At 41.2% G+C, this 21,715-nt stretch carries 17 protein-coding genes; 1 reads left to right on the top strand and 16 read right to left on the bottom strand.

Going from position 1 to position 21,715, the window contains the following annotated elements:
* The 3 genes from BLW54_RS09140 to solA all read right to left on the bottom strand — a co-directional run.
* Positions 1–282, bottom strand: a 282-nt coding sequence (locus BLW54_RS09140) for a transposase (RefSeq protein ID WP_244153498.1), incomplete at its 3' end; no start/stop codon positions are given.
* 529 nt (positions 283–811) lie between these two features.
* Positions 812–2,461, bottom strand: coding sequence for an FMN-binding glutamate synthase family protein (locus tag BLW54_RS09135; protein WP_051744093.1), 1,650 nt, complete (start codon positions 2,459–2,461; stop codon positions 812–814).
* A 714-nt stretch (positions 2,462–3,175) separates the two neighbouring features.
* The gene (gene solA, locus BLW54_RS09130) at positions 3,176–4,315 is read right to left on the bottom strand and encodes an N-methyl-L-tryptophan oxidase (protein WP_074734099.1); all 1,140 of its coding nucleotides are present in this window, start codon (positions 4,313–4,315) and stop codon (positions 3,176–3,178) included.
* 119 nt (positions 4,316–4,434) lie between these two features.
* Between solA and BLW54_RS09125 the strand changes: the two genes are divergently transcribed.
* Positions 4,435–5,154, top strand: coding sequence for a site-specific integrase (locus BLW54_RS09125; protein WP_083391496.1), 720 nt, complete (start codon positions 4,435–4,437; stop codon positions 5,152–5,154).
* 78 nt (positions 5,155–5,232) lie between these two features.
* Here BLW54_RS09125 and mutL read toward each other — a convergent pair whose 3' ends face one another.
* From mutL to pgsA, 13 genes are all read right to left on the bottom strand, one after another.
* Positions 5,233–7,095: a DNA mismatch repair endonuclease MutL gene (mutL, locus tag BLW54_RS09120; RefSeq protein ID WP_074734094.1), complete on the bottom strand. Its 1,863-nt coding sequence runs from the start codon at positions 7,093–7,095 to the stop codon at positions 5,233–5,235.
* 13 nt (positions 7,096–7,108) lie between these two features.
* Positions 7,109–9,685, bottom strand: a complete 2,577-nt coding sequence (mutS, locus tag BLW54_RS09115; protein ID WP_074734092.1) for a DNA mismatch repair protein MutS — start codon at positions 9,683–9,685, stop codon at positions 7,109–7,111.
* A 165-nt stretch (positions 9,686–9,850) separates the two neighbouring features.
* Positions 9,851–10,423 (bottom strand): outer spore coat protein CotE, encoded by a 573-nt coding sequence (locus BLW54_RS09110; protein ID WP_035505209.1) that lies wholly within the window; start codon positions 10,421–10,423, stop codon positions 9,851–9,853.
* 169 nt (positions 10,424–10,592) lie between these two features.
* Positions 10,593–11,018 carry a YlbF/YmcA family competence regulator gene (locus BLW54_RS09105; protein ID WP_035505210.1) on the bottom strand — a complete coding sequence of 142 codons (426 nt, stop codon included), beginning with the start codon at positions 11,016–11,018 and terminating at the stop codon, positions 10,593–10,595.
* Positions 11,019–12,590: a tRNA (N6-isopentenyl adenosine(37)-C2)-methylthiotransferase MiaB gene (gene miaB, locus BLW54_RS09100; protein WP_035505212.1), complete on the bottom strand. Its 1,572-nt coding sequence runs from the start codon at positions 12,588–12,590 to the stop codon at positions 11,019–11,021. It lies immediately after the preceding gene.
* A gap of 282 nt (positions 12,591–12,872) precedes the next feature.
* Complete coding sequence (locus BLW54_RS09095) at positions 12,873–14,048, bottom strand: glycine C-acetyltransferase (protein ID WP_035505214.1); 1,176 nt, start codon at positions 14,046–14,048, stop codon at positions 12,873–12,875.
* A gap of 17 nt (positions 14,049–14,065) precedes the next feature.
* Positions 14,066–15,106, bottom strand: coding sequence for an L-threonine 3-dehydrogenase (gene tdh, locus BLW54_RS09090; protein ID WP_208598917.1), 1,041 nt, complete (start codon positions 15,104–15,106; stop codon positions 14,066–14,068).
* A 291-nt stretch (positions 15,107–15,397) separates the two neighbouring features.
* Positions 15,398–15,658: a stage V sporulation protein S gene (locus BLW54_RS09085; RefSeq protein WP_008640081.1), complete on the bottom strand. Its 261-nt coding sequence runs from the start codon at positions 15,656–15,658 to the stop codon at positions 15,398–15,400.
* A gap of 108 nt (positions 15,659–15,766) precedes the next feature.
* Positions 15,767–16,564 (bottom strand): 2',3'-cyclic-nucleotide 2'-phosphodiesterase, encoded by a 798-nt coding sequence (gene ymdB, locus BLW54_RS09080; protein WP_035505217.1) that lies wholly within the window; start codon positions 16,562–16,564, stop codon positions 15,767–15,769.
* 90 nt (positions 16,565–16,654) lie between these two features.
* Positions 16,655–18,217: a ribonuclease Y gene (gene rny / locus BLW54_RS09075; RefSeq protein WP_035505220.1), complete on the bottom strand. Its 1,563-nt coding sequence runs from the start codon at positions 18,215–18,217 to the stop codon at positions 16,655–16,657.
* 424 nt (positions 18,218–18,641) lie between these two features.
* Positions 18,642–19,685 carry a recombinase RecA gene (gene recA / locus BLW54_RS09070; protein ID WP_035505221.1) on the bottom strand — a complete coding sequence of 348 codons (1,044 nt, stop codon included), beginning with the start codon at positions 19,683–19,685 and terminating at the stop codon, positions 18,642–18,644.
* Positions 19,686–19,848: 163 nt separating this feature from the next.
* Positions 19,849–21,087, bottom strand: coding sequence for a competence/damage-inducible protein A (locus BLW54_RS09065; protein WP_074734090.1), 1,239 nt, complete (start codon positions 21,085–21,087; stop codon positions 19,849–19,851).
* Complete coding sequence (gene pgsA / locus BLW54_RS09060; RefSeq protein ID WP_035505227.1) at positions 21,084–21,662, bottom strand: CDP-diacylglycerol--glycerol-3-phosphate 3-phosphatidyltransferase; 579 nt, start codon at positions 21,660–21,662, stop codon at positions 21,084–21,086. Before pgsA ends, BLW54_RS09065 begins: the two co-directional genes overlap by 4 nt.
* Between the last annotated feature and the right edge of the window lie 53 nt (positions 21,663–21,715).

The raw sequence follows: 21,715 nt of genomic DNA, 5'->3' as shown, positions 1-21,715 counted from the left end.
CTTTCGTCCCATGATCAGCGCTGCTTGCTTTAAAATGTCGTTTTCCATGTTTAGTCGCTGGTTCTCTTTACGTAACTTGATGAGTTCTTTTTGTTCAGGTGTGCGATTATCTTCTTCTTTAAATGAACCGGATTGCCGATACTGACTGATCCATCGATCAAAAGAAGAAGAAGTCAATTCATACTCTTTAATAATTTCTTTTCTAGATTTACCATTCTCATAAAGCTGAACAATCTGTTTCTTAAATTCCTCCGTAAACGTACGACGGTTTCTTTTGGTCATGGTCCGCTCTCCTCGACTGAAATATTTAGTAAAGTGTACCGGACCTTAACGAAACTGTCCAATCAAGTGTAGCCTATCCAGGAGCTATGGCATAAGAGGTAAAAATAGTTATGCACAAATAATGCTTAATATTACTGACCATTTACTGTATTTCAAATAATCACCCTTTCTACAAAAAATCTAGCAGAATCCCCCCTTTTGCTAGATTTAATTATTTATCTTTATTTTCCCTTATAAAAGTTAGAAGCAATCAATAAAATTACCTAATTATAATTAATGGCATTGAAATTGCGGAAAAAGGCTAAGGTGCATCTTTAGTAATTTCAAATACTATACCGAACGCCCTTAAAAATAATCCAATAAAGGTATAATACTCTGCCAACTTTAATAGAAAAAAGCATGGCTTTTTCTTGGTTATAATTTGCATTTTCCGATCGAGCATTAAAAAAGACATTCCTCAGTTATTTCCATGGTGGGAAGCAGGCGACATTCACCCAGCAGGTGCGCCGGGAAGTTATGAGTGACCCAGCTAATCTTCACTTTGACTGGCTTTCTTAAGCCTGACCTCTGATGGGTCCAGAAGTGTTTTACGTTCTTCTACAATGGAATCATAAATTTCATCGAGGGACCATACTTTGCCCCGGGCATCATTGTAGATAATATGTTCCCGTTTAAAATGGACGGGAGAATCAAGGCCTGCGGCCGCAGCGACGCGGAATAAACCTTTGCGCATGGTAATGACGTAATTCGCCGTACTCCATTTCTTTTCATCAATGACAAGCCCTTTTTGCTTTTCAGGATCCGTTGTTGCGACACCAGCCGGACAAGCATTGGAAGAACACTGGAGAGCTTGAATACAGCCGACCGTAATCATGAAGGCACGGGCAATGTTAATCAGGTCAGCCCCCATCGCAAGAGCAATAGCAATTCTGTCAGGGGAAATAAGCTTGCCAGCTGCAATAATTTTCAGCTGGTCCCTGACACCGTATTTTTTTAACGCGTTGTCGAGTAATGGCAGCGCAGAGCGGATCGGCAAGCCGACACTGTCTGCAAGCTCCTGATAGGAAGCCCCTGTGCCGCCTTCTCCACCATCAACTGTGATAAAGTCAGGATTTCTCCCGGTATCCCGGATGCTTTTTGCCAGTTCTTCTGCTTCCTGCTTACTGCCGATGACAACCTTCATCCCTACTGGCAGTCCGGAATGTTCACGGATTTTGTCCATAAATTCAAATAACGACGGGAAATCACTGAACTCCTTGAAGCGGTTTGGACTATCAATCGATTTGAACGGCTCCACCTTCCGAATGCGCGCGATTTCCTCTGTCACCTTCTCTGCGTCAATATGGCCGCCCCGTGTTTTTGCGCCCTGGGCCAGTTTGATCTCAAAGGCTTTCACTTCGGGTATTTCACTTTTTTCCTTTAATGCTTCCCAGCTGAAATTTCCTTCTTTATCTCGGACACCAAATAGACCAGGCCCAATTTGCATGATGATATCAACGCCTCCCTTTAAGTGGTAATCAGAAAGCCCTCCTTCCCCGGTGTTCATCCAGGTTCCTTTAGCGATGCCAAGCCCTTTTGAAATAGCAGTTATCGCATGGTCTCCCAGGGAACCATAACTCATTGCAGACATGCCTATCTGGCCCCTTACAACAAATGGATTCCTCGCCCTTTCTCCGATTACTTTTGCATCATTCTCATCCAACAGGTAGACTGGGGATTCATCCTGTTCCAATTTTTCTATTTTATCCCCAAATAAAGGCTCCTTCAACAGTAAATAGCGATCTGTAGTTACCTTAGTGTCCCGGTCCATTTTCAGCTCTTCTGTCAGCTTCGGGAACATGGAATTGCGGATGTAATAACCTTCCTTTTCAAAATCCCGCTGCGATCCAAATCCGAACACATCCCGCTTATATTTTGCCTTATTCTCGATATGCTCATATTCATTCCGAGAAAAGGGTTTCCCTTCTCGGTCATTATTAAATAGATAGGACCGCAACTCCGGTCCGATCGACTGCAAAAAGTATCTCATCCGGCCGATTACCGGATAATTTCGTAAGACTGGGTATTTTTTTTGCGCCTGATCCACCCTGAAGAGATATATCCCCATTATAAGCAATAGCACTATAATTACTGTACAAGTCACAAAGCCAATGACTATCATGAAGTCCGCTATATTCATGAATTTTCCCTCCTTATAAATCTCTTTTTAGGATTTCCAGAAGAAGCGAATATCATCCATTAATATTAAATTTCAAAAGCATAAAAAGACCAGAGAATAATTCTCTGATCTCTTCCTACTTTCCTCTCACAAAAATATGGGACAGCCAACACCCCTCTATAAGCTCGCAATCCATTAGGTTTGAGTTTGGACATTTTCGGATTGTTTCGGATTAAAAATAGTCGTTGTTGACGAGTTTGGTCAACAATTCGTCAACAAAAAAGACCAACAGCTTAGAAGGCTGTTGGAGTCCGTATGATTAAACTTTAAGAGGATGGTTGTAATACCAGCAAATTAACGTATTTGGGGATTAAATCTGATGGATCCAAATAGAAATGGGGCAATAATAATGAAATCCTGCCCCATTTCTGCCCCAAAGGAATGTACTGTTAATCACCGAGTTTCTTCATTATATATTACCTATTAAAGGAGTGTCGGGTATTCATAAAATGTTGTCAAAGCTTATCAACAATCGCCCTCGTTTGTTTAAGACTAGAAAGCAAGATATCTTGGTACAGATTTTAACTTACACAATAGGCAATTCAACAGGTTTTGTTATTTAGGATTAACTTTCAAGTCTTCTCCTATAGCTTTAGTTGTTTCATAAATCCCCCCTTATCATACAAAAAAGCCATCCTTCAATTCCGGATGGCCTTCGTGATCTAATATGGAGACTCAGGTTACGTTCTCAATATAGCGTTCGGGATCCAGGTGATCAATGGAATGTGATGTCTTTCCATCTACTAATAGTTCTGTAACAACCTTCCCTATAACTGGAGCCATTTTAAATCCATGGCCTGAAAACCCACTTGCGACTAATACATTTTCGCTCATATTAGGTAGGAAGCCAACGACCGAATGATCATCAGGAGTGTAAGCATCCATATATACACTTGCCCGTACAGGGTCGGGGTTCAGATCAGGAATAAGCTCCTTAACGGCTTCGCCCACTTCTCTAATTTCCTCGACTTTAACATTTCTATTTAATTGCTCTGGATCTTTCACTAGCTCAGGAGTTTTTGTATTTGATGCTTTGACCATTGTACCATCCAATGTAGGAGCTCCAGTCAATCTGAAGTCGTTACGCATACGAGCAAAAACTGGGAATTTTTCAGGATAAAACTGCGTGATATCTTTTGCTGCAAACCAGGTTAACACCAAACGTCTTGCTTTAAATTGCTTGTTCAATTTCGGTAAGAAAGCACCAGACCAGGGCCCGGTTGTCAGTAATACTTTCCCTACTCTATAGGTTCGTTCACCGGTATGAATAGTAACGCCCAGCGAGTCGGGTTGGATCTCCTTCACTTCCGTATATCTTAATATGGAAGCCCCCATATCTTCAGCTTGACCAGCGGCTGAAGTCACCGCTAACTCTGGGCGCAAGAATCCCGCATTCTTATCCAGAATCATAATATCTTCAGGGAACAATCGATGTTGAGGATATCGTTCTTCCGCTTCTTTTCCTCGTAAAATCTCATGATCTAAATTGAAAGTATCGACGCAGTGAATGACATTTTGTATAGCTTGATCACTCTCATGTCCAATCATCAATCCTCCGTTCAAAGTCAGGAGGCGGTTATTCGTTTCTTCCTCCAGTTGCCTCCATAAAAGACGAGCTTCCCGCAACAGGGGTACATATTCTTTTCCTTCCATATAAGCTGTTCGGAATAGACGCGATTCGCCACCTGCCGCTGATCTGTCATTTCCAATTCCGTATTTTTCAAAACCTAAAACAGATACTCCTCTTTTAGCAAGCTGCCACATTGCCATGCTACCCATGGTTCCTACTCCGATAACGGCTACATCTGCATCCATATGAGCACCCTTTCTACTAAATTATTTATATTAACTGAAGATTCAGTTAATTTGATTTAATTGGGTCTGTTCCTGATCTTTTTTTCCACCTTTGAATAGATAGTTGAATACAATAAAGTTTGAGCTTTGCAGTTAAATGGCAATATATTAAGCAAAACCCTATGACTAATGTATCTCCCCCTTCAAGAAAGAAAAAAAGAGTGAACACTTGGTCAATAGAAGAATGTCAAAGGTTCCTTAGTTTTCACAAAAATCAAAACAAAATACATCGGTATATGCTTTATTACCTTGCTATTTATACTGGCATGCGACGAGGAGAAATCCTTGGTCTCCAATGGTCCGATATTGATTTTGAAAACCATGTTATTTCTATTACCAAATCCTTATATTATATAAGCGGCCAAGGAATTACTCAACAACATCCTAAAACTGATTCAGGTACGAGAACCATAGCACTGTCTGAATCAGTCATTACAGCATTGAGTCAATACCAAAAGGAGAAAAAAGCGCAACTGTGCCACGCTGGGATGGAGCTTACGTCATCTTGTTATGTAATTTCTGATTATGGGAGCTCTCCTATTAATCCTCAAACGGTTCATAAATTCTTTTTATATGATATAAATCAATGTGAAGTACCTCGAATTAGATTCCATAATCTCCGTCATACTCATGCAACAATTATGCTTCAATTAGGAGAACACGCTAAGATTGTTTCTGAAAGGTTGGGCCACGCAGATGTACAGACTACGTTAAACTTATATAGTCATGTTACTCCTAACATGCAAAAAGATTCAGCAATAAGATTTGATGAGGCGTTCAAAAACATCCATTTGCAATAAATGTGGTCAAATTGTGGTCAGTTATAAAAGAAATAAGCGCTAACTCCTATTAAATAAGGGGTTAGCGCTTTAAGTTTCTTACATGACCCGTTTAAACATCTTTTCCATTTCATACTCAGAAAAGAAAACGATAATGGGTCGACCATGCGGACAGGTAAAAGGATCTGTCGATTTTCTTAAGTCCTCAAGCAACTGGAACATATCGGACTGATTCAAATAATGATTGGCTTTGATAGAACGTTTGCAAGACATCAAGATAGCTGCTTCTTCTCTCAGTTTTAGAATGTCAATTCGCTCTTCATGGATTAGTTGGTGAATCATTTCATCAATAACTTCCTCTTCAAACCCTTTCGGAAACCATTGGGGATGACTGCGGACAATATAAGTGGTATCACCGAATGGTTCAAAGAAAAGCCCGACTTTCTCCAACTCTTCCTTATAATCCTCGATACGTAACGCTTCCGCTTTAGAGAATTCAAAAGTCATCGGTACTAACAGCTCCTGAACTTCATGATCCACTTCTGCTAATTTATCTCGAAAGAATTCATATTTAATTCTTTCTTGAGCTGCATGCTGATCGACAATATACATCCCCTCTTCATTCTGAGCAAGGATATAGGTGCCGTGCAACTGTCCAATGGGGTACATAGCTGGCACTCTTTTCCCCTTTGAAGTAGCAAGTGGGTTGTCCTGATTTTCTTCTAAAGAGGCTTCCTTCTGTACTATTGATTGATTTGAGTCAAAGTTCGGGCTGATCTCTTTCAAAAGGTCGTCTTGTTCTTTTATGAATCCATCAAAAGAAGAGGATTCATTTTCGTTTTTAACTAAATGATCCACGGTTTCTTCTCGTTTTTGGTGGGCGTCTTCTTTTCTAGTTTCATAGAAATCGAATGTTCCTTGGGAGGTTTTCTCTTTTTCTTTTCTTGGTTTAGGTTCCTTCACATCAGGGATGAGCGTTTGTTTACGAAACGTTTGTCTCACTGTTTCTTCAACTAGATCATACAGTTCCTTTTCTTTACTAAAACGTACTTCCATTTTAGATGGATGCACGTTTACATCGACTAAAATCGGGTCCATATCTATATTCAATACTACAATCGGACTTTTACCGATCGGCAGCAGCGTATGGTAACCTTGCAAAATGGCTTTATTCAAGGGAATACTTCGGATAAAGCGACCATTGATAATCGTCGATATATAGTGCCTTGATGCTCGATAAACTTCAGGTTTAGCTATATACCCATCCACTTTGAAATCAGCTGTCTCCATGTGAATGGGGATCATTTTTTTAGCCACATTCATCCCATAGATGTTAGCAATTGCTTGCAATAAATCCCCGCGGCCATTGGTTTTGAAAATTTGTTTTTCATTGTGCGTACAAAGAATTTGAACATCCGGGTGAGCTAATGACATCCGGTTGAGTACATCAGTCACATGCCCCAATTCAGTGTGAATGGTTTTCATATATTTAAGACGGGCTGGTGTATTGAAGAAAAGTTCCTCGACAGTTATATCCGTTCCTTTTCTTGCATCACTTTTTCCCCTTGACAACAGGTGCCCACCTTCTAATTCCATTTTGGTCCCTGCTTTTTCCCCGGTTGATGTTTGAATAGTTAACCGACTTACAGCAGAGATACTAGCAAGGGCTTCTCCACGGAAACCAAGCGTGCGCACATGGAAAAGATCATTCTCATCGGTGATTTTACTGGTGGCATGACGATGAAAAGCTCTTTCACAATCTTCTTCGTCCATCCCTGCCCCATCATCGATGATCCGAATGCGCTGCAAGCCAGCTTCGACCAAATCTACTTTCACCCAACTTGCACCAGCATCGATACTATTTTCGACCAGTTCTTTAACGACAGAGGCTGGCCGTTCGACAACTTCTCCGGCAGCTATTTTATTGGCTAAGTGGTCAGGCATCAGTCGGATACGCGCCATCTCTGTTCCTCCTTTAGGATTTTATCCGTTTTTGCATTTGGTACAATTCATTCATTGCATCCATAGGAGTCATCTCCATAAGATTCAATGACCCTAAATATTTTTCTATATTTGAATCGTTTGATTTTTTCTGTTTTTCCGGTTTAGGTTCCTCCACAAAAAGCGTAAGTTGTTCCTCTTGCTCATTGCTTGCGGAAACTTCTCCATTGACATGGACATTTTCCAGCTGGTCCAAAAGAGCAGTAGCTCGATGAATGAGTTCCTCTGGAAGATGGGCTAACTTTGCAACATGAATTCCATAACTTTCATCCGCCGGTCCATCTTTAATTTGGTGAAGAAAAACGACGTTTCCTTCATATTCTTCCGCACGCACGTGAACATTTTTTAATCGATTTAACTGTTCATCCAATGAAGTCAGCTCATGGTAATGGGTAGAGAATAGTGTTTTGGCTTTTACCTCATTATGAATATACTCCACAATGGCCTGAGCCAGAGCCATTCCATCATAGGTGCTCGTCCCTCTGCCAATTTCATCAAGAAGAATAAGGCTATTCTCTGTCGCATGAGTTAACGCATGATTCGCTTCCAGCATTTCAACCATAAACGTACTATGCCCTGAAACGAGGTCATCCGCAGCACCGATTCTTGTAAAGATTTGATCGAAAACAGGTAAACTTGCTGATTGGCAAGGTACAAACGAGCCCATCTGTCCAAGGATCGCAGTCAAGGCAAGTTGACGCATGTACGTACTCTTCCCGGACATATTGGGGCCCGTAATGAGAAGCACATCCGTTTCCTCATTCATATAAATATCATTGGGAACAAACGTCCCCTCCTGCATCACTTTTTCAACTACAGGGTGACGGCCTTGCTTAATGTCAACTACTCGTTGCTCGCGATATTCCGGACGGACATATTGATAAGCTTCCGCTACTTGTGCAAATCCCTGAAGCACATCAATCTGACTAATCTGTTCAGCAAGCTCTTGAAGACGCTTGACATAAGTTTTTACTTTCTCTCTCACTTGTAAAAACAGATCATATTCTAGTTCGACGCTCTTCTCTTGTGCTTCTAAAATCATCGTTTCTTTTTCTTTTAATTCTGGTGTGATAAATCGTTCTGCATTCGTCAACGTTTGTTTTCGCTCATACCGACCTTCAGGGAGATGTCTTAAGTTAGCTTTAGTCACTTCGATATAATACCCAAACACACGGTTATACCCAACCTTCAAAGATTTGATCCCTGTTTCAGACCGTTCCTTTTGTTCAAGTTCAGCAATCCATTTTTTGCCGTTCTTAGAAGCATCGCGATAATGGTCTAATTGATCGTTAAAACCATCCCGTATTAACCCTCCTTCTTTGACAGAGACAGGGGGGTCATCCGCAATGCTTTCCTCCAGGAGATGTTTTAGATCTTGAAGTGGATCCATCCGCTCATAAAGCTTTTCAATCGAAGGGTGTTCAAATTTAGAGAGTGTGGATAATATTTCTGGGATACGACTTAATGAATTCTTTAATTGAATCATATCTCTCGCATTCACATTTCCAAATGCCACTCGTCCTGCTAAACGTTCCAAGTCATAGACATTCGTCAATTCTTCTCTCAACGTTTCTCTTTCAAAAAATTGTTCTAGGAAACCTTCCACCTGATCATGCCTAGTCGCAATGTGATCGGCTGATAACAGCGGACGTTCCATCCATTTTTTGAGCATACGGGCACCCATGGATGTAATGGTTTTATCAATAACCGAAAGGAGGCTCCCTGACTTCCCTTTCTTTCTAAGGGTTTCTAATAGTTCCAGGTTCCTTTTGGAATACAAATCCAGAGTCATATACTGCTTCAATTCGATCACTTTAACTGGCTGCAAATGGTCAAGGGAACGTTTTTGGGTATGCTGAATGTAATTGAGAAGACGTCCAAACCCGGTTCGTAATTTGTCTTGATGTACGTCTTTTACAAGAGAATGAAATTCCCTGGATATTTCTGTCTCATCCTGATGGGAAACGGTGTAATCCAAGCGATCCTTCAACATTTGTTCATGCTCAGCATTAAATTCGCTGGACACGACGACTTCCTTAACGGGACGGCTGTACAACTCGCTCATCGCCGCATCAAATCCGCCTGGAATCAAAGCCACACTGTTTTCTCCTGTGGTTAAATCATTATAGCTAACGACAAAAGAACCGTCATTAAAAGAACTTAAGGAAGCTAAATAATTGTTTTCTTTCTCATCCAGCATACTTCCTTCCATGACCGTTCCTGGTGTAATTAATTGAACAACTTCTCTTTTAACGACACCCTTGGTCGTTTTCGGATCTTCGACTTGCTCACAGATGGCCACTTTGTAGCCTTTTTCAATCAACTGTTTTATGTAATTTTCAGCCGAATGGTAAGGAACTCCACACATCGGGATTCTCCCACTCGTCCCTCCATCTCTGCTGGTTAAGGTGATTTCCAATTCTTGCGAAGCTTTTAACGCATCTTCAAAAAACAATTCATAAAAATCGCCCAAACGAAAAAATAAAAAGGCATCTTTTTGGTCTGCTTTTATTTTTAAATATTGCTGCATCATAGGTGTATAGTGTGCCATAAGGTTAAACCTCCAAAACGTACATAAGATTCTTCCCTCATTATATCATAGGAGGCAAATCCTCTTAAAAATTAAACTTTCCATTTGGCTGAAAGACATATAGGTATACAAAAAAGAAAATGTGCAAAAAAAAGAAACCCTCGCTGAAACAGCAAGGATTAAGTATTAGTCTTTTTTATGATGCTCTTTGTCTGATGATGGAAGGAAGTCCGTTTCAATCGCAGAAAAATCGTCGGATGATAAATCATAATCGTAATCATCATCGTTGTCACAACCATGAGGATCGACTTTTACACATAACTTCGTTTCCCCGATAACATCGACGATGAACTCTCTCTCTACTTCCACCACAATCTTCTGTCCGTTTCCAGAAATGTTCGCCTCTAAGCAGTTTGGTTGTTGAACCACTTTGGCAATTACCTCAAAGTCATCATGTACACAATTGTCATCTTTAACCGCCAATTTCACTTGATCACAATAGCTGACCCGCTCTGTAACGACTTCTGTCTTGGTATTATCATTATACGAGTACCAGACGTTGATATCGTAGCTTCCTGTTATTTCGACGTGATCTCCTTTCTTCTTGGCATTGTAGATGTGATTGATGACCCAACAACCTAGGATACTTGTCGGACGGTGCGAAGGGCTGATGGTGTGTGTGGATTCTGTAAACTTTTTACCTTTTCCGATTACAGCTTTCGTAATGATCTCTCTGTAATCTCGTTCAAAAAAAGACATAGGGTTTCACTCCTCCTTATTCTACCACCCATCCTATGCAGGGTTGGGCGAATGGTGACTAGCGGGATAAAGGCCTAAGGACGTGTTTAATTCATTCTATGCACTAGCCTATAAAATTGTACGAAAAAAATCCGCCAGAGGGGAAAACCCTCTGACGGAAGTGTATGCATCAACGCCCGCAACCATGACTCTGTTTATGAGAACCTGTTTCTCCCTGCAAAACATCCCCACCTGTAGAACGGATGACTTCGTTAGTAACTTCACGGGATATGGTATTCGAAACCATTTGAAGTATATCATTGATCACAGTCTGAGATTCTTTGAATTCCGCTACGACTGGAATCTCATCTAGTTCATCTTGAAGCCGGTCAATCTCTTTTTCAATCTTTTGTAGAGCTTCTGTTTTACCATAAGCTTGGAAATTGACTGCCTGTTTTTGTAAAGCTTTAATTTTTTTAATATGCGATTGAACTTTCTGGTTTTCATTCAACTTTTCTTCCAATTGCTTGAACCGATCAATCTCTTCAATTTCTGCCATCATTTTAGCCAATTTCTTTGCTTCAGCTACCACTTCTTGCCTCGTGTATTGTGCCATTTACTTCACCTCTGCATTCATTTCTACTAATTCTCCATCAAGCGACCATGTTTTTGCTTTTGTTACTCTAACAGGAACGATTTGTCCAATAACTGATCTAGGCGCACGGAAATTAACTAATTTGTTTCGTTTCGTATACCCTGCTAGCACATCCGGATTATTCTTGCTTTCCCCTTCAACGAGAACATCCACGATTTCGTTTTCGTATTGTTTCATAGCATCCGCTGATTGCTGATTCACTATTTTATTTAATCGCTGTAAACGATCCTTTTTCTCTTCCATAGAAACATTATCTTTCATTTTAGCCGCTGGGGTATTGTCTCTTGGTGAATAAATGAATGTATAAGCAGCCTCAAAACCAACTTCTTCCACTAAAGATAATGTGTCCTGGAATTGTTCTTCTGTCTCATTTGGGAAACCTACAATTATATCTGTTGTGAGCGTAGCTTCCGGCATAGCTTTACGAATCTTACGCACTAGTTCCAAGTATTCTTCCCTGGAATACTTGCGTCCCATGATTTTCAGTATGTCAGAATTCCCAGATTGAACAGGCAAGTGAATATGGTCAAGCATGTTGCCGCCTTTAGCAAGTACTTCAATCAAACGGTCGTCAAAATCTCTAGGGTGAGAGGTAGTAAAACGGACCCGCGGTATATCGATGCTTCTCAGTTCATCCATTAAATCACCAAGTCCATATTCGATATCCAAGTCTTTTCCATAAGCGTTTACATTCTGACCAAGGAGGGTGATTTCTTTATAACCTTGCGCTGCCAGATGCCGGACTTCTTGAATAATATCCTTAGGCAGGCGGCTTCGCTCTTTCCCCCTGGTATATGGAACGATACAGTACGTACAGAATTTGTCACACCCATACATAATGTTAACCCATGCTTTGATTTTACCTTTTCGAGAGCGTGGGAGGTTTTCAATGATATCGCCCTCTTTAGACCATACGTCGATCACCATTTCCTTCCCGAACATCGCTTCTTTTACAAGTTGCGGGATTCGATGAATATTGTGTGTTCCGAAAATAAGGTCAATGAATGGATGTTTTTTTAGGATACGGTTGACGACAGATTCTTCTTGAGACATACATCCACAAATCCCGATGATCAAATTCGGGTTTTCCATCTTCAATGGTTTCAAATGTCCAATTTCTCCAAACACCTTGTTCTCCGCATTTTCCCTGATCGCACAGGTGTTTAAGAGAATGATGTCTGCTTCTTTCGTATCCTTTGTAGCTTCATATCCCATTTCTTCAAAAATTCCTGCCATCACTTCTGTATCATGTTCATTCATCTGGCACCCGTATGTACGGATCAAATATTTTTTTCCTTTTCCTGCTTGATTCATATCCTCAGGAATATCAAAATCATAATGCACATCTGTTTCTTTCCGCTTCCTACGTTGCGCATCTCGCATGTTAGGGGGCTGATATGTGGTTTCAAAGTATTTAACAAAATCTTCACTCGTTTTTTGCTTTAATCGGTTTAAGTTCTCTGTCCCCGCTTTATCGTCTGCCGAAGATGGCTGACGGATTTGAGACATTTCTTTTCGCTGCTGTTCGTTCATAATGATCTCCTTTCAAGCCGAACCTTCTAACTGTATCATTATATCAAGTTTTACATGATAAATTAAGCCTAAACATGGATTCTGCTATTATCCACATGTTTTCACACTGTTTATGGGTCATTTTGCGCTGCATTACGACCAGCTATTTTATCATATCAGATGACCCGCTCTATTACCTAGTCATTCTATCTATGAAAGACATTTAATAATAAAAAACTTGTAGAGAAATAGTTTCTCTACAAGTTGGGTCTTTAAGAAAATGGATGGTAGCCTTTTAAATAGTTAGAGAATCCCTAGCTTTTTGCCAACTTTTTCGAATGCATTCAGCGCCTCTTGCAGCTCTTCTTTCGAATGTTCAGCTGTAACGATGGTACGAATTCTACCTTTCCCTCGCGGAACTGTCGGGAATACAATCCCTTGAGCAAAAACTCCTGCTTCAAAAAGTTCATCAGAGAACTTGTGAGTCAGAGCATCATCCCCCACCATAACAGGGGTCACAGGTGTTTCACTAATTCCAGTGTCAAATCCAAGAGCATTCAACCCATCCTTAAAGAACTTCGTGTTATCCCAAAGCTTTTCAATTAATTCTGGTTCTTCAAGTAACACGTCAATAGCTGCATCATTGGCTGCTGTTACAGCTGGTGGATGAGAGGTACTAAATAAGAACGGACGTCCTTTGTGAATTAAATAGTCACGAAGTGTTTTAGTACTTGCCACATAACCACCCAGGACTCCTATCGCCTTACTTAATGTTCCTACTTGGATATGTACGCGGCCATCAAGGTTAAAATGATTGACCGTTCCACGTCCGTTATCTCCGAGCACACCACTCGCATGCGCATCATCAACCATCACCAACGCGTTATATCTTTCTGCGAGTTCTACGATCTCTGGTAATGGAGCAATATTCCCGTCCATGGAGAAGACCCCATCGGTGACAATTAATTTTGTGCGGTAATTTTCACTCTCTTTTAACGCGGATTCCAACGATTCCATATCGACGTGCTTATAAATTTTACGATCTGCTTTAGTCAAACGTATGCCGTCAATAATTGAAGCGTGATTTAATTCATCAGAGATGACTACATCTTCTTTTCCCAGAATAGACGATAAAACCCCTTGATTTGTCGTAAACCCGGATTGAAAGACCAACGCAGCTTCTGTGTGCTTAAACTTGGCTAATTTTTCTTCAAAATCCTCGTGCATTTTTAGTGTACCCGCAATGGTCCGAACCGAACCTGTACCTACACCGTAATCGGCGTTAGCCTTGTCAGCTGCGTCTTTCATTTTCGGATGAGAAGTAAGACCAAGGTAGTTATTAGAGGAAAGCTGGATCACTTCTTTTCCTTTGATGGTTACTTTAGAACCCTGTGCCGATTCCAGTGGAATCAAATGACGAAATGTCCCCTGTTCCTGCATCTCATCCAATTCTTTTTGTAAATATTCGAATCCTTTCATCATACATCCTCCTTATTTTATGGGTGTAAAACAACTTTTCCACATTGGCCCTGATTCATCAACTCAAAACCTTTTTCGAATTCCTCAAGACTCAGATGATGCGTAATCAATGGAGCCACATCGACCTGTCCGGATTGAAGGAGTCGTGAAACCTGCTGCCAAGTCTCATACATTTTGCGTCCTGTTATCCCTTGGACTTCCACACCTTTAAATACAATATCATTGGTGACATCAAGACTGACTCTTTTTGTAGGTAGACTTAAGATGGATACGCGGCCCCCGTTCGTAATCATTTTAAAGCCTTGGTCCATGGCTACAGGGTGTCCACTCATTTCACAAACCACATCGACACCATGGCCATCTGTTACCTTCATTGCTTCTCTTACAGGGTCTATTTCTCCTGAATGAATGGTAGAAGTCGCCCCCATTTTTTCAGCAAGTTCCAAGCGATAAGGATTTAAATCAAAGGCCAAAACTTTCGAGGCGCCTGCGGCTTTAGCTACTCCAACAGCCATAAGTCCAATCGGCCCGCATCCAATAACAGCTACAGATTTACCTGCAACGTCACCATTCAGTACAGTATGTACGGCATTTCCCATGGGCTCTTGAATAGATGCAATATCCGTCGGCATATCCTCAGGGTTTTTCCAAAGGTTATCTGCGGGAAGAGCCACATACTCCGCAAAGCAACCTTGGGTGTCTACGCCAATAATTTTAGTGTTTTCACAAATATGGAATTTGCCCGTCAAACACTGTGGACAGTGGCCGCATACGAGATGGGTTTCAGCGCTTACAAAATCCCCTTTTTGAAAATTATAGACTTTCTCACCGACTTCGACAATTTCTCCTGAAAATTCATGACCAAAAACGTATGGTGGATTCACACGACTCTCTGACCATTCATCCCAATTATATATATGGACATCGGTACCACAAATGGATGTGGCTTTCACACGGATCAATACTTCATCATCACGAATTTCCGGGATCGCTACCTCTTTCAATTGCGCCCCAGCACCTCGGTGATGCTTAACGATAGCTTTCATTGTTCCATTCACAGTGAACACTCCCTACCTCTATATATTGTAATCAAACCAATTATATTAATAATATTAACATGGATATGAAATTACGCAAACTCCCCTGTCCACTGTATACGAACAATTGAACACTTGATATTCCTGTTAGATAGGGAGCGGATTTGCAGTAAATATAAAAAGGTCGTACTCCATTTTATTAGAGTACGACCCGACTTGTTCGATAGTTTCAGTTTTCATTCATAAGTTCAGATAATAGCTAGCATGACATAGAAAAAGGGTGTTTAACTAAAAAGCAGGTGGACCTATATGTCATCGAGGCTCTACAATCAGCTTGATGGCTGTTCGTTCCTCCTCATCGATCATAATATCTGTAAATGCCGGAATACAGATCAAGTCCATTCCACTGGGTGCGACAAACCCCCGTGCGATAGCAACGGCTTTCACAGCCTGGTTTAATGCCCCGGCACCGATCGCTTGAATTTCGGCCGTCCCACGCTCTCGTACTACATTGGCCAAGGCTCCTGCTACTGAATTAGGTACGGATTTGGCTGATACTTTTAAGACTTCCATTACTAGCTCCTCCTTCAATCACTATAGTTGTTCCATAACTACTATATTCTTGGAGATGTAGGATATTACCTTTTCATTATGAATGAATTTTTCGCAAAATTCAAATAATCAATTGAAGAAAGGGTGATCTTCATTAATTAAAAGGCGCTGTACTTTCTTAGATTTCCCTGTCTTTTCATCCACATCTACCAAAAAGGCACTTAGTTGAGCTCTTCCCTTTTTTGGGACTTCAAAACGTACAGGCAAGTTCGTGAGAAAACGCTTCAGTACCGCTTCCCTCTCCATACCGAGAATTCCGTCATAAGGTCCGGTCATTCCTACGTCAGAGATATAACCTGTTCCACCAGGCAGAATCCGTTCGTCTGCCGTCTGAATATGAGTATGGGTTCCAACATTTACGCTCACTCGTCCATCCACATACCAGCCCATTGCCTGTTTTTCACTCGTAGCTTCCGCATGAAAATCCAAAAAAATAATCGACGTTCTTTTTTTTGCAGTTTCTATCAATTCATCCACTTTTCTGAACGGATCATCGTTAGGAGATAAAAACGTACGTCCTTGTAGATTGATAACCGCCACTTCCCCTTTTGGGGTTTTAACAAATGTGATTCCTTTTCCAGGGGTTCCTTCTGGGAAGTTGGCTGGCCGTACGAGGTACTCCGCATCATCTATAAATTCGAATATTTCCCTCTTATCCCACGCATGATTACCAAGCGTAACGGCTTGTGCACCTTTTTCAAGAAAGCGGCGATAAATTTTCTCAGTAATGCCTTTTCCAGACGCCGCATTTTCACCATTTACGATAGTAACAGCAGGTTGATATTTCTGTTTTAATTTAGGTAAGTATTCGTCCACCATTTCACGCCCTGGTGACCCAACAACATCCCCAATGAATAAAATTCTCACACACAAAACCTTCCTTCTAACTAAAATTATTCTTTATTGTACCCGTCAAAACAGAAATGAAGCGGCCTGCTGAGGCCGCTTCATTATTTTTTATTTCGCATACTCCACGGAACGTGTTTCACGAATAACGGTAACTTTAATATGACCTGGATAATCGAGTTCTCCCTCGATACGGTTTCGAATATCTCGTGCTAATCTTGTTGCTTCAAGATCATCAATTTCATCAGGACGAACCATGATGCGAACTTCACGTCCAGCTTGGATCGCGAATGATTTCTCTACGCCTTCATATGATTCAGAAATTTCCTCTAGTTTCTCAAGACGTTTGATGTAATTTTCCAATGTTTCACTTCTAGCTCCTGGACGCGCTGCAGATAAAGCATCAGCAGCAGCGACAAGCACAGATATAATCGAAGTCGGCTCTTCGTCTCCATGGTGAGAAGCCACAGCGTTAATAACAGTTTCGTTTTCATTGTACTTCATGGCTAATTCTTTACCAATTTCCACGTGGCTGCCTTCCACTTCGTGGTCAATCGCTTTACCGATATCGTGAAGAAGACCAGCACGGCGGGCAAGTATTTCATCTTCTCCGAGTTCGGCTGCTAATAGACCGGAAAGGTAAGCAACTTCAGTGGAGTGTTTTAATACATTCTGCCCATAACTCGTGCGGTACTTAAGACGTCCAAGAATCTTAATAAGATCAGGGTGCAATCCATGTACGCCTACTTCAAACGTAGTTTGTTCACCTACTTCACGAATATAGTCATCAACTTCACGCCTAGACTTGTCCACCATTTCTTCAATTCGTGCTGGATGGATTCGACCGTCCTGAACCAACTTCTCTAGGGCCATTCTTGCTGTCTCACGACGAATTGGATCAAAGCCTGAGAGAATAACAGCTTCCGGCGTATCATCAATGATTAAGTCGATTCCTGTTAACGTTTCTAATGTACGGATGTTACGACCTTCACGTCCGATGATCCGGCCTTTCATTTCGTCATTAGGCAAATTGACAACAGAAACCGTCGTTTCGGCCACGTGATCAGCTGCGCAACGTTGCAAGGCCAATGAAAGTATACTCTTCGCTTTCTTATCCGCCTCTTCTTTCGCGCGGTTTTCTGCCTCTTTAATCATAAGGGCTGACTCATGCGATACATCTTGTTCGACTCGTTCTAAAATCATCTGCTTCGCCTGGTCTGATGTTAAGCTTGAAATGCGTTCAAGCTCTGTTTGCTGTTCTTGAAGCATAGCTTTCACTTTGCTTTCCATTTCTTCAATTTGTTGTTGTCTCTCGGCAAGAGTCCCTTCTTTCTTTTCGAGTGAAAGATCACGTTGGTCAAGCGTTCCACTCTTACGATCAAGATTCTCTTCTTTCTGAGTTAAACGATTTTCAGTTTTCTGCAGTTCCATGCGGCGTTCGCGAATTTCATTCTCCGCTTCCTGTCGAAATTTCTGATTCTCTTCCTTTGCTTCCAGAAGGGCTTCCTTTTTGGCTGATTCAGCATTGCGATGACCTTCATCAACAATCTGTTTCGCAAGGTCCTCAGCACTAGAAATTTTCGCCTCCGCAATCGATTTCCGAATAAGATAACCAACAACAGAACCGATGATAAGGGCAAGCAAAATGAAGATGAGCGAGGATATTAAATCCATTATTTCACCTCCTCTTGCTATGAACTTGGTCCGTTTGTCGGTAATACAAACGTTTCATTTTCAGTTTCATTTTGTTTAAAATAAGGGTATAAAGATGAAAATGATACACATTCATTTTATGCTTGACTATAAGGAATGTCAAGGAAACGCCCTATGTATCTGCTAACATATTCAAATATTTAAAAATGTCAGTCTATTGTTCATCTTTCACTAAACAAGTACTTGAAGAAAAAACGAGTGTAAAACTTTAGTAGTTTTACACTCGTTTTATTTTTTCAATCATGGTCGATTCTTGATTAGAAACATACGGCCCAGCCAGCAGCTCTAGAAGTCTTATCTTATAGTTATGAAAAATATCCTATGACTCATGACTTAAGTTTATAGGGGAAAGAACTCTTTCTTTTGTTCTCAAAAGCTATTACCTTTAAACGTCAAGTGTTTCCTGACCTTCTTTATTACCGGCTTCAGCAGATTCCTCATCTGCTTCCATCCCATAATGGTCACGAATTAGGCGTTTTACTTCATCATATACTTCCACATTTTCTTTCAAGAATTGTTTAGCATTTTCCCGTCCTTGACCGAGTCTTTCTTCATTGTAGGAATACCAGGAACCGCTCTTTTGAATAAGATCTAAATCTGTACCAATATCGAGAAGCTCGCCTTCACGTGAGATTCCTTCTCCATACATAATATCAACTTCTGCCTGCTTGAATGGAGGAGCAACCTTATTTTTAACAACCTTCAAACGAGTTTTGTTTCCAACCATTTCGTTTCCTTGTTTCAGGGTTTCCGCACGACGGACTTCCAGACGGACAGAGGAGTAGAACTTCAATGCACGCCCACCAGGAGTTGTTTCAGGGTTACCAAACATGACTCCGACTTTTTCACGAATTTGGTTAATAAAAATAGCCGTAGTTTTCGATTTATTAATAGCACCAGAAAGTTTACGAAGAGCCTGGGACATTAAACGGGCTTGTAAACCAACGTGGGAGTCTCCCATTTCTCCTTCAATTTCGGCTTTCGGTACCAACGCTGCTACAGAGTCGATGACTACCATGTCTACCGCACCACTACGAACAAGTGCTTCGGCAATTTCAAGAGCCTGCTCACCTGTGTCTGGTTGAGATAGTAGAAGCTCTTCAATGTCAACACCTAATGCTCTTGCGTACACTGGGTCAAGTGCATGTTCAGCATCAATAAATGCCGCTTGGCCACCTTTCCGTTGAGCTTCGGCAATTGCGTGAAGGGCTACGGTCGTTTTACCGGAAGATTCCGGACCATATATTTCTACAATCCTGCCTCGAGGGTATCCACCGACACCTAAAGCCACATCCAGAGCAAGGGAACCGCTTGGTACAGTATTAACCCTCTGCTCAGCGCTTTCCCCCAATTTCATAATGGACCCTTTTCCAAATTGTTTCTCTATTTGACGCAATGCCATATCTAATGCTTGTTTACGATCGCTCATTATATACCGCCTTTCAAAATTTCTATCCCTATCATAACTTGTTTTAACTTGTTTGCCAACTAAAAAGCGAATAAATGTTCCCTTTTTTTAATAGGAAAGAGGCGCGATTTTCGGCGTTCATCTAACATAACTTGCAAAACCGCACCTCTTTTTATCGAGAATTTCATTTTTTTAATCTGTGGAAAAGAATTTCATACGCTTTTTTCACGGCACGTATCCTAACTTGATCTCTTCCGCCATGAAAGTGATACTTATAAACTTCCGTTTTCTTCTCTCCTATCTGCAAACCAATAAAGACCGTCCCAGGAGGCTGTCCCTCACTTGAACTTGGACCAGCAACACCTGTAAAGCTCACCGCAATATCGACATTCAAAAGCTCTTTAGACTTCAATGCCATCACTTCTGCACATTCGTAACTAATGGTTCCGTATTCATTTATAAGGGACTTCGGCACATGAAGGATGTTTTCTTTCATTTCTGCAGTATAGACCATGCAACCTCCCTTGCATATCGAAGATGCACCTGGCAATGACACCATTCGCTCTAAAAACTTCCCTCCAGTAAAACTCTCCGCTGACCCTATCGTTAATTCTTTTTCCTTGAGAAGGTCACTTACCGTTTCCTCAATGGTAATAGAGTCACTGCCATAATAAAAATCACCAACGTACTCAAGGAGCTGATGTTTGAGGTCTTTGATTTTTTGTCGGGCTTCGTCAGTTGTATCCCCTGTAGCAGTCAACCTTAAACCAACTTCCCCTTCACTGGCTAACGGGGCAATGGTCGGGTTGGTTTGTGATGTAATGAATGAATGAAGCTTTGTCTCTAAATCAGATTCACCGATACCGATAAAATGCATCATTTCTGAGACAATTTGTGAACCCAATTGAAATTTGCTCCGAATATAGGGGATCACATGGTTGTTTACCAAGTGTTTCATTTCTGTAGGTACCCCAGGGAGAAAAACCCACAGCACACGATTATGGTGGTAGATCTGCCCTGGAGCCATACCTTCACTATTTTCTAACACATCGGCATCCTTAAAAACAAGTGCTTGCTTACGATTGTTCTCTGACATTCTTTTTTGATTCTGATCAAAATACCTTTGAATCTTCTCCATTGTTTCCTTATGTTCGACTAACTCTTGACCGAAAACGACCTTTCCCCCTTCACGTGTAAGGTCGTCCTCAGTCGGCCCAAGTCCTCCTGTTACAATGACCACATCAGACCTCTCCTGGGCTTGATTAAAGGTAGCAGACACCCTTTCCAGGTTATCTCCTACAACCGTGTGGTGGTAGACAGGAATTCCAAGATCAGCGAGACGACTGGAAATCCATTGTGCATTTGTATTGGAAATTTGCCCTAAAAGAAGTTCCGTACCTACAGCAATAATTTCTGATCTCATTTTGAATCTCTCATTACATGCCAGTTTTTCTTAAAGTAGTCATAACCAGAATAAACCGTGATGAATAAAGCTAAATAAAGTGCGATCATTCCAAGAGGGAATCCAATGAAAGCAAAAGGCCAATTGTGTAAAAGGAGAAGGGATATGGCTATAATTTGAATCCAGGTTTTAAGTTTCCCCATTTGGCTGGCAGCAAGCACGCTTCCTTCTCCTGCTGCCACCAAGCGTAATCCTGTTACAGCAAATTCACGGCTGATAATTAAAATAACAATCCACGCCGGTGCCAGCCCTATTTCAACTAACAAAATCAAAGCAGCACTAACCAAAAGCTTATCTGCTAAAGGATCCAAAAATTTCCCCAGATTCGTTACAAGATTATACTTTCTGGCTATATACCCATCGATCCAATCTGTGGTTGAAGCGATAATGAATAATAATGCACCGGCAAGATGGGCCACAGGTAATTCACGTTCCCCCATATCGAATGTGCCCCACTCAAATGGAACACTCATTAAAATAATGAAAATGGGAATGAGGAAAATCCTCGATAAAGTAATCTTATTTGGTAAATTCATACGTTCACTCTCCTAGTCGTCCATTTCGTACATGAAAGGCTGCCCGTTCACAA

The organism is Halobacillus karajensis, assembly GCF_900108515.1.
GTDB lineage: Bacteria > Bacillota > Bacilli > Bacillales > Halobacillaceae > Halobacillus > Halobacillus karajensis.
The sequence above is the reverse complement of the archived record's forward strand: the minus strand, read 5'-3'. Positions and strand labels throughout refer to the sequence as shown.